This window comes from Herbaspirillum hiltneri N3 (assembly GCF_001267925.1).
In the GTDB taxonomy this organism is placed as follows: Bacteria; Pseudomonadota; Gammaproteobacteria; order Burkholderiales; family Burkholderiaceae_D; genus Herbaspirillum; species Herbaspirillum hiltneri.
The window spans coordinates 458,873-473,118 of record NZ_CP011409.1; the positions used below are offsets into that span (position 1 = coordinate 458,873).

13 protein-coding genes are annotated in these 14,246 nt (G+C 62.7%); 8 read left to right on the forward strand and 5 right to left on the reverse strand.

Annotated elements, in window-relative coordinates:
* The first annotated feature begins 243 nt into the window (after positions 1-243).
* From F506_RS02080 to F506_RS02100, 5 genes are all read left to right on the forward strand, one after another.
* Positions 244-1,221 (forward strand): ABC transporter permease, encoded by a 978-nt coding sequence (locus tag F506_RS02080; RefSeq protein WP_053195119.1) that lies wholly within the window; start codon positions 244-246, stop codon positions 1,219-1,221.
* Between the two features lies 1 nt (position 1,222).
* Positions 1,223-2,134: an ABC transporter permease gene (locus F506_RS02085; protein WP_053195120.1), complete on the forward strand. Its 912-nt coding sequence runs from the start codon at positions 1,223-1,225 to the stop codon at positions 2,132-2,134.
* Between the two features lies 1 nt (position 2,135).
* Positions 2,136-3,119 carry an ABC transporter ATP-binding protein gene (locus F506_RS02090; protein ID WP_053195121.1) on the forward strand — a complete coding sequence of 328 codons (984 nt, stop codon included), beginning with the start codon at positions 2,136-2,138 and terminating at the stop codon, positions 3,117-3,119.
* Positions 3,116-4,144, forward strand: coding sequence for an ABC transporter ATP-binding protein (locus tag F506_RS02095; RefSeq protein WP_053195122.1), 1,029 nt, complete (start codon positions 3,116-3,118; stop codon positions 4,142-4,144). The genes F506_RS02090 and F506_RS02095 overlap by 4 nt, the downstream gene beginning before the upstream one ends.
* A gap of 99 nt (positions 4,145-4,243) precedes the next feature.
* Positions 4,244-4,879 (forward strand): LysE family translocator, encoded by a 636-nt coding sequence (locus tag F506_RS02100; RefSeq protein WP_053195123.1) that lies wholly within the window; start codon positions 4,244-4,246, stop codon positions 4,877-4,879.
* Here the strand turns inward: F506_RS02100 and F506_RS02105 are convergent.
* Positions 4,876-5,706 (reverse strand): AraC family transcriptional regulator, encoded by an 831-nt coding sequence (locus F506_RS02105; RefSeq protein ID WP_053195124.1) that lies wholly within the window; start codon positions 5,704-5,706, stop codon positions 4,876-4,878. The two genes, F506_RS02100 and F506_RS02105, sit on opposite strands and share 4 nt — an antisense overlap.
* An 89-nt stretch (positions 5,707-5,795) precedes the next feature.
* Between F506_RS02105 and F506_RS02110 the strand changes: the two genes are divergently transcribed.
* From F506_RS02110 to F506_RS02120, 3 genes are all read left to right on the forward strand, one after another.
* Positions 5,796-7,907, forward strand: coding sequence for a molybdopterin-containing oxidoreductase family protein (locus tag F506_RS02110; RefSeq protein ID WP_053201161.1), 2,112 nt, complete (start codon positions 5,796-5,798; stop codon positions 7,905-7,907).
* On the forward strand, positions 7,889-8,989 hold the full coding sequence (locus F506_RS02115; RefSeq protein WP_053195125.1) for an aminopeptidase: 1,101 nt from the start codon (positions 7,889-7,891) through the stop codon (positions 8,987-8,989). The genes F506_RS02110 and F506_RS02115 overlap by 19 nt, the downstream gene beginning before the upstream one ends.
* A 281-nt stretch (positions 8,990-9,270) precedes the next feature.
* The gene (locus tag F506_RS02120; RefSeq protein ID WP_053195126.1) at positions 9,271-10,965 is read left to right on the forward strand and encodes a long-chain fatty acid--CoA ligase; all 1,695 of its coding nucleotides are present in this window, start codon (positions 9,271-9,273) and stop codon (positions 10,963-10,965) included.
* Positions 10,966-11,045: 80 nt separating this feature from the next.
* Here the strand turns inward: F506_RS02120 and F506_RS02125 are convergent, their stop codons facing one another.
* The 4 genes from F506_RS02125 to F506_RS02140 form a co-directional block, all read right to left on the reverse strand.
* The gene (locus tag F506_RS02125) at positions 11,046-11,663 is read right to left on the reverse strand and encodes a 2-dehydro-3-deoxy-6-phosphogalactonate aldolase (RefSeq protein WP_053195127.1); all 618 of its coding nucleotides are present in this window, start codon (positions 11,661-11,663) and stop codon (positions 11,046-11,048) included.
* A gap of 26 nt (positions 11,664-11,689) precedes the next feature.
* Positions 11,690-12,658: a 2-dehydro-3-deoxygalactonokinase gene (locus tag F506_RS02130; RefSeq protein ID WP_053195128.1), complete on the reverse strand. Its 969-nt coding sequence runs from the start codon at positions 12,656-12,658 to the stop codon at positions 11,690-11,692.
* A 13-nt stretch (positions 12,659-12,671) separates the two neighbouring features.
* Positions 12,672-13,622: a 2-hydroxyacid dehydrogenase gene (locus F506_RS02135; RefSeq protein ID WP_053195129.1), complete on the reverse strand. Its 951-nt coding sequence runs from the start codon at positions 13,620-13,622 to the stop codon at positions 12,672-12,674.
* Positions 13,623-13,719: 97 nt separating this feature from the next.
* Positions 13,720-14,187, reverse strand: a complete 468-nt coding sequence (locus tag F506_RS02140; protein WP_053195130.1) for an acyl-CoA thioesterase — start codon at positions 14,185-14,187, stop codon at positions 13,720-13,722.
* Positions 14,188-14,246 lie beyond the last annotated feature (59 nt).

The following is a 14,246-nucleotide window of genomic DNA, read 5'->3' on the forward strand; positions in this document are numbered from 1 at the left end:
TTGCCATTTCGACATGATGCGTTGAGGAGTGCGACGGCAAGTGCTTTGTCGCGGTGTCGTCTATATTACTCCCAGGCTTGAACAGCTTCCATAAATGTAGTTGCTTCTTTTGCATGATTTCTGCACCATCTGCACTTTCCGGCTGGCGCAATACCGACCCGGCGTCGCCGGGATGCCCGGCCGGGACAATTTTGCGTATCCTGTCATGAAATAAATTCCAGTCAATTCACCAGCCAACCGCCAATGCTTGTCTTCATTATTCGCCGCTGCGTCCAGAGCCTTGCCGTATTGCTGCTGATGTCGCTGCTGGTGTTCGTCAGCGTCTATGCCATCGGTAATCCCATCGATATCCTGATCAGCGCCGACGCCGATCAGATTGAGCGCGCGCGCGTGATTGCGGCATTCGGGCTGGACCAGCCGCTGTGGGTGCAATACTTTTACTTCATCAAGAACGCCTTTGCCGGCGACATGGGACGCTCCTTCGTGTACGCCACGCCGGCGCTGGGACTGATCCTCGAGCGCCTGCCGGCCACGCTGGAACTGGCCGTGGCTGCGATCCTGATCGCCATCGTGATCGGATTGCCGCTGGGATTATGGGCGGGTTTGCGCCCCCGGAGTTTTGCCGGCAAGACCATCATGACGGTATCGATCTTCGGTTTTTCGCTGCCGACTTTCTGGGTCGGGCTGATGCTGATCATGGTGTTCGCAGTCGAGCTGGGCTGGCTGCCGACCAGTGGACGCGGCCAGACCGCACTGCTGTTCGGCATCCCGTTCGGTTTCCTGACGTGGGACGGACTCAGGCATTTGCTGATGCCTGCGCTCAACCTGTCGCTGTTCAACATCGCGCTGATCATCCGCCTCACGCGTGCCGGCACCCAGGAAGCACTGCTGCAGGATTACATCAAGTTCGCCCGCGCCAAGGGGCTGCGCAACAGCCGCATCATCGGCGTGCACGTGCTCAAGAACATCCTGATTCCCATCGTCACCGTGGTGGCGCTGCAGTTCGGCTCCATCATCGCGTTCTCGATCGTGACGGAATCCATCTTCGCCTGGCCCGGCGTCGGGAAGCTGCTGATCGACTCGATACGCGTGCTCGACCGGCCCGTGATCGTTGCCTTCCTGTCGCTGATCGTGGCCATTTTCATCCTCATCAATCTGTGTGTCGACCTGCTGTATTCGCTGCTCGATCCGCGCGTGCGCTTGTCGGAAGCGAAGGGCTGACATGGTTTCGAAATACACCCGGAAAATCATCCAGGCCGACACGCCGTTCACGCGCTTCCTGCAAGCTTACTTCTCCAGTCGCGTCGCCACGGTCGGATTTGCATTGCTGCTGCTGATCCTGCTGGCAGCCTTGTTTGCACCGCTGGTCTCGCCGCAGAATCCCTACGACCTCGAACATCTCGACGTCATGGACTCGCGCCTGGAGCCGGGCAAGAGCGCCATGGAAGGCAATCTCACTTATCTGCTCGGCACAGACGACCAGGGTCGCGACATGCTGTCAGCGATTCTTTATGGTCTGCGCATTTCCGTCATGGTCGGCGTCACCAGCACCGTGATTGCGCTGGCCATCGGCCTGTCGCTGGGTTTGCTGGCGGGTTATGCAGGCGGTCGCACCGAGGCGCTGATCATGCGCGTGGCAGACATCCAGCTGGCGTTTCCACCGATCCTGGTGGCGCTGATCCTGCTGGCGCTGACCGGGCGCGGCATCGACAAGATCATCATCGCGCTGGTCACCGTGCAATGGGCGTATTACGCGCGCACCACGCGCAGCACGGCGCTGGTGGAGCGCAAGAAGGAATACATCGAAGCTGCGCGCCTGCTCGGCCTGTCGCTGCTGCGCATCATGTTCCGCCACCTGCTGCCGAATTGCCTGCCGCCGCTGATCGTGATCGCCGCGCTGCAGGTGGCGTCGGCGATTTCGCTGGAGGCGACGCTGTCCTTCCTCGGGCTCGGCCTGCCGGTGACGGAACCGTCGCTGGGACTGCTGATCTCCAACGGTTTCCAATACCTGATGTCGGGAAAATACTGGATCAGTTTCTTCCCCGGCGTGGCGCTGCTGGCGACCGTGGTGGCGATCAACCTCGTCGCCGACCAGTTGCGCGACGTCCTCAATCCTCGCCTGCAAGGACAATGAGATGACCGCCGCCTTGCAAGTAGAAAACCTGCAGACGCACTTCCTTTCGCGCGGCGGCATTGCGCGCGCGGTGGATGACGTATCCTTCGCGGTCGAGCAGGGCCAGGTCATGGGACTGGTCGGCGAGTCCGGTTCAGGAAAGTCGATGACGGGTTATTCCATCATGGGACTGATCGACGCGCCGGGAAAAGTGGCCGGTGGCCGCATCCTGCTCAACGGCCGCGACCTGCGCAGCCTGCCGGCCGAAGAAATGCGGCGCATCCGTGGCAACCGCATCGCGATGATTTTCCAGGATCCGATGATGACGCTGAACCCGGTGCTGCGCATAGACACGCAGATGATCGAAGCCGTGCGCGCGCATCAGGACGTCAGCAAGGATGCCGCGCTGGCGATGGCACGCGATGCGCTGGTGCGCGTCGGCATCGCCGCGCCGGACGAACGCCTCAACGCCTATCCGCATCAGTTCTCGGGCGGCATGCGCCAGCGCGTCGCCATCGCGATCGCGCTGCTCAACAAGCCGGACCTGATCATCTGCGACGAACCGACCACTGCGCTCGACGTCACCATCCAGGGCCAGATCCTGTTCGAGATGCAGAAGCTGTGCCGGGAGTCCGGTACGGCGCTGATCTGGATCACCCACGATCTGTCCGTGGTCGCCGGGCTGGCCGACACCGTCAGCGTGATGTACGCCGGGCGCATCGTTGAAAGCGGGGACGTCGCCCGGGTGCTCACCCACCCGCGCCATCCCTACACGCACGGCCTGATTGCCTCGGCGCCATCGCGCAATCCGCGCGGCCAGGCCTTGCGCCAGATTCCCGGCAGCACGCCGTCGCTGTTGAAACTGCCCGCCGGCTGCGCCTTTCGCGACCGCTGCGCATACGCCACCATCGAATGCGCGCAGACGCCGGAGACGCGCATCGTCGACGGCCGCGCCTTGCGTTGCTTCCATCCGATGGCCGATGCGCCGGCAGGGAGCATCGCATGAACCAGAAGCACGCCGCCATGCCGCCATTGCTGGAACTGCGCCACGTTTCCAAACGCTTCGTCAAACCGCTCGACAGCGCGGCGAAGACGTCCAACCTGATCACCCGGCCGTTCGGCAAAGTCCTGCACGAGGAAGTGGTGCATGCAGTTGACGATGTCAGCCTGCACATCGACGCCGGCGAAGTGGTCGGCTTGGTGGGCGAATCAGGATGCGGCAAATCGACGCTGGGCCGCATGGCGGTGGGTCTGCACGGCCTGACCGAAGGGCAGCGCCTGTGGCAAGGGGAAGATCTTGACGCGCTGTCGCCGCAGCAACGGCGCGAACGCCAGTTGGCGATCCAGATGATTTTCCAGGACCCCTATGCGTCGCTCAATCCGCGCTTGCGCGTGGTCGACATCGTCGGCGAAGCGCCGGTCGTGCATGGCATCACCGGCAAGCGCGAGCAGCAGGACTACGTCGCCGACCTGTTGCAGCGCGTGGGCCTGAGCAGCGACATGCTACGCCGTTTCCCGCATCAGTTCTCCGGCGGCCAGCGCGCTCGTGTCGGCATCGCACGCGCGCTCGCAGTCAAACCGAAATTTCTGGTCTGCGACGAAGCGGTGGCGGCGCTCGACGTGTCGATCCAGGCGCAGGTGCTCAATCTGTTCATCAAGCTGCGCGACGAACTTGACCTGACCTATCTGTTCATCAGTCATGACCTCGGCGTGGTGCGGCATATCTCCGACCGCGTGTTGATCATGTATCTGGGGCGCATCGTCGAATCGGCGCCCACCGATGCCGTCTTCGCGCGCGCCAACCATCCCTATACGCAGGCGCTGCTGGCTTCGGCGCCGAAACTGGAAGTCGGCAAGGCGACCTACTTCGCCGTCAAGGGCGAAATCCCGTCGCCGCTGAATCCACCTTCGGGATGCCACTTCCATCCGCGCTGCCCGCATGCCATGCCGCGCTGTTCGGTGGAAAAGCCGCTGCTCCGGGAAATCTCGCCGGGCCACATGTCAGCCTGCCATCTGAACGACGCACAATAGAAACGCTGGGCATCGATTCTGCAGTTTGCAATTTTGTTCAATACGGCCGGCGCCGCGCCGCCTAGCATCGCTACCTTATCTTCGAGGGAGCGATACACCATGGTCATGCAGGAATTCGCCATGCTGGCGGCGGCACACTGGCTGGCGCTGGTCAGCCCGGGGCCGGATTTTCTTTTGCTGTTGCGCAGCGCCTTGCGCCACGGTCGCCGCAACGGCATCGGCGCGAGTCTCGGGATCGCCTGCGCCAACGGCGTCTACATCGCGCTGGCATTGGCCGGCTTCAGCCTGTTGCAGCGGAGCCCGGCGGCACTGACGGTGATGAAACTACTGGCGGCGGCGTACCTGGCGTATATCGGCTGGTCCTTCATGCAGGCCGGTCGGGCAGCGCCGCCGGTGATGGCGGGGGAGGGCGCTGGCATGGAACGCGGCGGATTCCTGCGCGGCTTCGTCGCCGGTTTTTTGTCCGGCGGTCTGAACCCTAAAAACGGCTTGTTCTATCTCGGCCTGTTCACCCTGATGGTCGGCGCCGGCACCGGCATGCACATCAAGCTGTGGTACGGCTTGTGGATGTTCACGGCGGTGTTCGTCTGGGATGCGGGGCTGGTGCTGGCGGTGTCGAATGCGCGCGTCGCGGGGTGGATCGCCCGCTATTTCGCGCGCGCCGAGTGGCTGGCCGGCGTCATCCTGCTGCTGGGCGGAACGATGCTGGCGATGACAGTCGTGCTCGCCGTCTAGGCGATCAGCTGGTATTGCGCCGGCGTCGCCGCCACGCGCGATTTGAAGATGCGATGGAAATGGCTCTGGTCGGCGAAGCCGGTGCGATAGGCGACCTCGGCCAGCGCCACGCCGTGCCGCAGAAAGTCCCGCGCCAGGTTGATGCGCATGTCGAGTTGCAAGGCGTGCGGCGTCATGCCGAACTGCGCGCGGAACTGGCGGATCAGTTGATAGCGTCCGACACCGGCCAGTTGCGCCAGCGTATCGAGGGCGATCTTGTGGCAGCAATGCTCTTGCAGATAATCGCGCACGCTTTGCAGGTCGGCGGTACGCGCCTGATGCATTTCGACGCCGGCTTCCCGGCAGATATCGAACAGTTCGCACAGCGCGGCGATCAGCAGGGTTTCCTTTTGCAATGCCTCGTCTTTGCCGCTCATGGCAGCGGTGACGTCATCCATCAGCGCGGACGCACGCGGCGAGCGCAGCACCTGCGACGCCGGCAGGGCGTCGATGCCGCTTTCCTTCAGCAATTGCAGCAGCCATCGGCGGTCGAGATGAAACATCCGATAGCCCCAGCTCTCCCGGTCGCCGGGGTTGCATGAATGCACTTCGTCGGCGCCGATCAGCACCACGTCGCCGGGACTGATCTGCATCTGCCGGAGCGGCAGCGAAAAGGTGCTGGCGCCGGCGTCAACCACGCCGATCGAGAAGGTCGGGTGCGTATGCGGCGCATAACAGCTGACGCTGCCGATCGCGCGCCGGCCTTCGCAGAACGGCAAGTCGGCGTCACGCCAGAATTCGACGACGGGCGTGGCAGCGGAGGGAAGGGAAGATTGTCTGGATGACATCGCGAAGGCTTCGTAAATGATGCTGCATTTTAAGATAAAGTAGCAGCTTGCCGCGCCATTCCGTCGCGCCTTCCATTTAGTTGACCGCCATGAATTCCGTTTCCGAACCCATCCTCGTCCGCGCCGTCTGCCCGCACGATTGTCCAGACACGTGCGCCTTGCTGGTGACCGTCAAGGACGGCGTCGCCACCGAAGTGAAGGGCGACCCTGATCATCCGACCACCGCCGGTGTGCTGTGCACCAAGGTGTCGCGCTATACCGACCGCACCTATCACAAGGACCGCCTGCTGCATCCGATGAGGCGCGTCGGGAAAAAGGGCGAAGGAAAATTCGAGCGCATCAGCTGGGACGAAGCGCTCGACACGATCGCCGCGCGACTGAAGGAAGTCTCCGCGCGCAATCCGCAAGCCATCCTGCCGTACAGCTACGCCGGCACCATGGGCCTGGTGCAGGGCGAATCGATGGCGATGCGTTTCTTCAACCGCATAGGCGCCTCGCAACTGGATCGCACCATTTGCGCTTCGGCCGGCGCGGCCGGCTACAAGTACACGGTGGGCACGCGCCTGGGCGCCGACACTGAACACGTGCAGGATGCCAGGCTGATCATCATCTGGGGCGGCAATCCGATCGCCTCGAACCTGCATTTCTGGATGCGCGTGCAGGAAGCAAAACGGCGCGGCGCCAAGCTGATCGCCATCGATCCTTACCGCTCGCTGAGCGCCGAAAAATGCCACCAGCATATCGCCCTGTTGCCGGGTACCGATGCGGCGCTGGCGCTGGGCATGATGCACGTGCTGATCAACGAAAACCTGCTCGACACCGATTACATCGTGCAGCACACGCTGGGTTTTGAACAACTGAAGCAGCGCGTGCAGGAATGGACGCCGCAGCATACCGCCGACGTGTGCGGCATCAGCGCCGAGGAAGTCGTGCAGCTGGCGCGCGAATACGGCGCTGCCGCGCGACGCGGCGAGATCACGCTGATCCGCGCCAACTACGGTTTGCAGCGCGTGCGCGGCGGCGGCATGGCGGTGCGCAATATCGCCTGCCTGCCGGCGCTGGTCGGCGCCTGGCGTCATGCCGGCGGCGGTCTGCAGTTGTCGACCTCTGATTCCTTCCCGAAGAACGGCGCCTTCCTGCAGCGGCCGGACCTGCTGCTGCAACATAACAATGGCGTGCCGACGCGCACCATCAACATGAGCACCATCGGCGACGATTTGCTGCGCGAGGCGTCGGCCGATTTCGGTCCGCGCGTGGAAGCGATGATCGTCTACAACTCCAACCCGGTGGCGGTCGCGCCGGAGTCGGGCAAGGTGGCGCAGGGCTTCGCGCGCGAGGATCTGTTCACCGTGGTGCTGGAGCATTTCCAGACCGATACGGCGGACTACGCCGACATCCTCTTGCCGGCCACCACGCAGCTTGAACACATCGACGTGCATGCGACGTACGGCCACGTTTACATGATGGCCAACAACGCTGCGATAGCGCCGCTCGGCGAAGCCAAGCCCAACTCGGAAATCTTCCGCCTGCTGGCGGCGCGCATCGGTTTCACCGAAGACTGCTTCAGCGACAGCGACGACGCCATCGCCGCGCAGGCTTTTGATCGCAGCCATCCGCGCGCGGCCGATTACGACTGGGAGCGTCTCAAGCAAACAGGCTGGCAGCGTCTCAACATGCCGGCCGCACCATTTGCCGAGGGCGGCTTCGGCACGCCGTCGGGCAAGTGCGAATTCTATTCCGCGCGCATGCTCGCCGACGGCCTCGATCCGCTGCCGACGTATATCGCGCCGTATGAATCGGCGGCCAGCAATGCAGCGCTGGCGCAGAAATATCCGCTGGCGATGATCTCGCCGCCGGCGCGCAACTTCCTCAATTCCTCCTTCGTCAACGTGCAGAGCCTGCGCGACACCGAAGGCGAACCGCATCTCGACATCCATCCCGACGACGCCGCCGCGCGCGGCATCGTCAATGGTGCAGAGGTCAGGATTTTCAACGACCGCGGCAGCATGCTGGCCAAGGCGCGCGTGACGCCGAAAGCGCGCGTCGGGCTGGTGGTGGGTTTGTCGATCTGGTGGAAGAAGTTTTCCGGCGACGGCAAGAACGCCAACGAAGTGACCAGCCAGCGCCTGACCGACATGGGCAATGCGCCGACGTTTTACGACGTCCTGGTGCAAGTCGAAGCATGCCCGTCCGGCGTCTGAGCAAACTTTCCAGATTCGTCCTGGCGGCAAGCCTGGGCGCAGCTTTGCTACTGGCGACCGGTTGCAGTTCGCTCGGTTATTACGCGCAGGCGGCGCACGGCCAGTTTTCGCTGCTGGCGCAAGCGCGGCCGATCGACGACTGGCTGGCCGATCCGCATACCTCCGAGCGCCTGCGCGGCAAGTTGCTGGCGGTGCGCGAGATCCGCCGCTTCGCGGTGGAGCAACTGGCGCTGCCCGATAACGGCAGTTACACGACTTATGCGCAGCTGCAGCGCCCCTTCGTGGTGTGGAATGTGGTGGCGGCGCCGGCCTTGTCGCTGACGGCGCGGAAATGGTGTTTCCCGGTCGCCGGCTGCGTCGACTATCGCGGCTACTACAGCCAGCAGGACGCGCAGCAATATGCCGACGGCCTGGTCAAGGAGGGCGACGACGTCCAGGTGCTGGGCGTGCCGGCTTACTCGACGCTGGGCTGGTTCAATGATCCGGTGATGTCGACCTTCATCAATTATCCCGATGCTGAACTGGCGCGGCTGATCTTCCACGAACTGGCCCATCAGGTGGTGTACGCCAAGGGCGATTCACAGTTCAACGAGTCGTATGCGACTACGGTTGAAGAAATCGGATTGGAGCGATGGTTGCAGGCGCATCATGACGATAAGCTGCGCGAGGCATACAAGGTATTCGCCGGACGCAAGCAGGACTTTCTTGAACTCCTGCTGAAATACCGGTCTCAGTTGGAGGCCAACTACGAAGGCGACGGCAGCGATGCCGACAAGCTGCGTCGCAAGGCTGAGATTTTCGATGCACTGCGCGCCGAATACCAGCGGCTCAAAGTGCGCTGGGGCGGTTTCTCGGGTTACGACCGCTGGTTCGCCATGCCGCTGTCAAATGCGCATCTGGCGCTGGTCGGCACCTATCACGACCGGGTGCCGGCGTTTCGCGAACTGTTCCGGCGCAGCAGCAGCTTTCCGGATTTTTTCACGCGAGTGAAGGCGCTGGCAAAACTTGACAAGACGGCGCGCAATGAGCAGCTGGATCGCTTGCAGGAAAATGTTCAACCGCTGCATTCGGCGGCGAAATGAACATCGGGCCTTAAAAGTTGCCAATTTGGAAAAGATGGGGCATGGTAGGGCCTTGCCATCGCGTTGCCATCGCGTTGCCATCGCGTTGCTATAGGCAACAGGAAGAAACGCGGCAGGGAATAAGAAAATTTTCTTAAATTTCCTCAAAATACTTGCCCTGAATGAGATTGGCCGATAGCATCTGCATTAAATAAAAACACAACCGTGCTTTTTTTGCAGTGCGCGCCCAAGCCGCGGGAAACAACCGGCAGCCGCCCTGAACCGGAGACAAAAGGAACAATATGGACAAATTCTGGCTTGCATCTTATCCCGCAGGCGTCCCTGCCGACATCGACCCGAACCGCTACCGATCCCTGGTGCAGCTGATCGACGAAGCTTTCGCCAAATACGCCGACCGCAATGCCTATGTCTGCATGGGCAAATACATGACCTATCGCGAGCTGGACCGGCTATCGACGGCGCTAGCCGCCTGGCTGCAAGGCACCGGCTTGAAAAAGGGCGCACGCGTGGCGATCATGATGCCTAATGTGCTGCAATATCCCATCGTCATCGCCGCCATTCTGCGCGCCGGCTACACCGCGGTGAACGTCAATCCGCTGTACACGCCGCGCGAACTCGAACATCAGTTGAAGGACTCCGGCGCCGAAGCCATCTTCGTGCTTGAGAACTTCGCGTGTACGCTCGCCAAGGTCATCGCCAACACCAGCGTCCGGCACGTCGTGGTGGCGAGCATGGGCGAGATGCTCGGCGGCCTCAAGGGCGCCGTCGTCAATTTGGTAGTGCGCCACGTCAAGAAACTGGTGCCGCCATTTTCGCTGCCGCAATCGATCACCTTCAAACAGGCGCTGTCGATCGGCCACGGCAAGACTCCGGCGCCGGTTGAAGTCGGCCATGACGATATCGCCTTCTTGCAATACACCGGCGGCACCACCGGCGTCGCCAAGGGCGCGGTGCTGACGCATCGCAATCTGGTCGCCAACGTGCTGCAGGCGGAAGAATGGCTGATGCCGGCGCTCAAGCAGGGTGCCAAGCTCGACCAGCTGGTGTTCATCTGCGCGCTGCCGCTGTATCACATCTTCGCGCTGACGGTCTGCAACATGCTGGGCACGCGCGAAGGCGCACTCAACGTGCTGATCCCGAATCCCCGCGATATCCCGGGCTTCATCAAGGAACTCGGCAAGTACAAGGTCAACACCTTCCCGGCGGTCAACACGCTGTACAACGCGCTGCTGAACCACCCTGATTTCGCCAAGCTGGATTTCTCCGGCTATCGCTGCTGCGTCGGCGGCGGCATGGCGGTGCAAAAATCGGTGGCGGACAAATGGAAGAAGGTCACCGGTTGCCCGATCATCGAAGGCTACGGCTTGTCCGAAACCTCACCGATCGCCAGCGCGAACCCGTGCACGATCAGCGATTACACCGGCACCATCGGGTTGCCGCTGCCGTCGACCGAATTCCAGATCCTGGACGACGACGGCAAACCGGTGCCGCTTGGCAAGCCCGGTGAAATTGCAATCCGCGGTCCGCAAGTCATGAGCGGCTACTGGAATCGCCCTGACGAAACCGAAAAGGTCATGACGCCGGACGGCTTCTTCAAATCAGGCGACATCGGCATCATGGACGAGCGCGGCTATACCCGCATCGTCGACCGCAAGAAGGACATGATCCTGGTCTCCGGCTTCAACGTCTATCCGAACGAAATCGAAGGCGTGGTCGCGGCCCATCCGGGCGTGCTCGAATGCGCCTGCGTCGGCGTGCCCGATGAGCACACCGGCGAAGCGGTCAAGCTGTTCGTGGTGCGCAAGGACAAGTCGCTGACCGCCGAGCAGTTGATGGCGTATTGCAAGGAGCAGTTTACCGGCTACAAGAAGCCGAAGTACATCGAGTTCCGCGATGAACTGCCCAAGACTAATGTCGGCAAGATATTGCGCCGTGAATTGCGCGATGAAAAGAAGACCGAGAAGAAAGCGGCATGATTTATTGCCGCTGATTTCTTGCGACGGAAATAAAAACGCGACCTTCAAGGTCGCGTTTTTTCATGGCCGCAAGATTGCGTTCAGGTCTGCTTCCATGCACTGACAAATGCATCGGCGTTCTTGCGGACCTGTTCCACCGTCATGCCGGGTTTGTACAGCGCCGAGCCGAGGCCAAACGCAGAGGCGCCGGCAGCGGTGAATTCCTTCAGGCTGTCGGGCGTGATGCCGCCCACCGGCACCAGCATGACGCTGGCCGGAATCACTGCGCGCCAGGCCTTGACCACCACCGGCCCGAGCTGCTCGGCCGGGAACATCTTGAGGATATCGGCACCCGCTGCGAGCGCGGCGAAGGCCTCGGTCACGGTTGCCACGCCGGGCGCGCTGGCCAGGCCGGCGGCAGTGGCGGCGCGGATGACTTCCGGATCGCTGTGCGGCATGACGATCAACTGGCCCTCGGCATCCTTGACCTGCTGCACCTGCGCCGGGGACAGTACCGTACCGGCGCCGACCATGCAACTGGCCGGCAGCACGTTGCGCAATACGCGGATGCTTTCGAACGGTTCGGGCGAATTGAGCGGGACTTCGATGATGCGAAAACCGGCATCGTACAAGGCCTGGCCGACTGCTTCGACTTCATCGGGACGGATGCCGCGCAAGATCGCGATCAGTCCGCATTGTTTCAGTGCTTCTTTCAACATGGTGCTTCTCCAGTGAATCGGACGGTTCAGTTCAGCAGTCCGGCTTGTCGCGCGATCTTCCACAGGCCGCGTTCAGTCGCCTGCGCGGCGATGTCGAGGCGGGTCAGTCCGTACAGGCTCAGCGCGGTGCGGTAGCGCGCGCACAGTTTGTCGTCGCCGATCAGGATGATGTGCGGCTCTGCGGTGCAGGCGGCGGCTGCGCGGGTTGCCTTGAGCGCGGCGATTTCATGGCCGATCAGCAGGCCGGAGAGATAATCCGGCTGGCTGCTTGCGCCGAGCTGACCGACCAGGCCCAGGGTGCGGCTGCTGAAGATGTTCGACAGCACGCCGGCGCGTCCCTCTTCCGAAGACGCAACACGCAGGCCGCGTTCGAAGGCGGCCGGATCGCTTTGTTCGCGGTGCTCCATGGTGCGGCCAAGGATGGTGTGCTGGCTCAGCACTGCATACACTTCGCCGGTCATGAAGGTGTCGAAATGGGTCATGATGCGGTCTTGTACGCGTATCCACTTTGAGTGGGTGCCGGGCAATCCGATCAAGACATCATCGCTGTCTTGCCTCGTGTCCAGTGCGCCGACCACCTGGGTTTCTTCACCGCGGATCACGTTCGGCAACGCTGCGCGCTGCAGCAGGCCGGGCACGATGTGCAACGTGCGGCCGGCGCCGAGGTCGACGTGCGTCAGCTGCTTGCCGACGTGGGCCACGGCGAGCGGGATATCGACATAGCCGGCTTCACGCCAGCCCTGCGCGCTGCCAACCATGCCGGCGGCGATCAGCGGGCTGGCGGGACTGCTTTGCAGCCAGTCGCCGCAGGCTTCGTCGAACGCCTTGGCAAAACCGGCCGCGCGGCTGAAGTCGCCTTCCACTACCGGCAGATTCATGATGCCCCATGGCAGGCCGCGCTTGTCCAGCACGGCGCCATCCTCGCCAAGGCGATAGGCGCGCAGCGACGTGGTGCCCCAGTCGAGCGCGATGAGCCGGGTTGCAATGGCGCTCATGCCGATTCCCGATTTAACGCGGCACAGGTGTCAACAACGGCTTGCCGCTGAAATGCGCCTGCAGGTTATCGAACGCCAGGTCGGCCATGGCGGTGCGTGTGATGACGGTGCCGCTGGCCATGTGCGGCGTCAGCGTGAGGTTCGGCAGCTTGGCCAGCGCGTCCGGAACGTTGGGCTCGTTCTCGAACACGTCCAGGCCGGCGCCGGCGATCTTGCCTTCTTGCAGCGCCTTGATCAGCGCCGCCTCGTCGACTACCGAACCGCGCGCGACGTTGATCAGAAAACCCTTGGGGCCGAGCGCGTCGAGCACGTCGGCATTGACCAGCGCACGCGTGCCGGCGCCGCCCGGCATCGACAGCACCAGGAAGTCGACTTCGCCGGCCAGCGTCTTGAGGTCGGCCACGTAGCGGTAGGGCACGTCGCTTTGCGGCGAACGGTTGTGATATGAAATTTCCATGTCAAAGGCGGCGGCGCGCCTGGCGATGGCCTTGCCGATGCGGCCCAGGCCGACGATGCCCAGGCGCGAACCGGTGACCTTGGTGGTCAGCGCGAACGGGCCTTTTTTCCACTCGCCGCTGCGGGCGAACCGGTCGGCGTCCACCACCCGGCGCGCGGTCGACAGCAGCAAGGTCATGGCGAAGTCGGCGACGTCGTCGGTCAGTACATCAGGCGTGTTGGTCACTTCGATACCGCGCTCGCGTGCGGCGACGGCGTCGACACCGTCATAGCCGACGCCGAATACGGAAATGATTTCCAGCGCCGGGAAGCGGGCGATGTACTCGCGCGAGACCTTGGTTTCGCCCTTCGAGGCGATGCCGCGGATGGACGGTGCGACGGCGGCCAATGCGGCTTCGCTCAGCGAGGTGGCGTCGTGGCAGGTGAAAGTGTCTTGCAGGCGTTGCATCAGGTGCGGCGGCAGTGCGGCGGCGATGAGGATGTCGGGGCGTGCGGAAGTGGAAGTCATGGAATGATCTTGAGCGGTGAGTGAAGGGCGGTTGGGAGGCCGGCGCGCCACGGAAAACCGCGCGCCGGTCCGGAAAATGGATGAAACAATGGACGGGTCAGGCGGCGCACCAGCCGCCGCCGAGGTCTTGCAGGCCGCTAGTGATCGGCGCGCTATCGCCGGGGGCCAGCGGCGGCAGGTCGCGCGGCTTGCGGTTTTCGTCGGTGGCGACGTAGGTCAGGGTGGCTTCGGTGACCTTCACGACCTCGGCCTGCAGGCGATTGCGCTCGGCGTACACTTCCACGTTGACGGTGATCGAGGTTTTGCCGACTTTGACGATATCAGCATAAAATGACAGCAGATCGCCGACGAAGACAGGATGTTTGAATAGGAACGAATTGACCGCGATGGTCGCGACGCGGCCGTTGGCGCGTTTGGTGGCGGGCAGCGAGCCGGCGATATCGACCTGCGCCATGATCCAGCCGCCGAAGACGTCGCCGTAGACATTGGCGTCGGATGGCATAGGCATCACACGCAGATGCGGCATTTTGCCGACGGGCAGCGAGGTATTGTGCTGACTGGTCATTACGTTTCCTTTTGAAAGCGTGAAGTCCTGGGGACTCTTATAATGCGGAAGATCAGGGA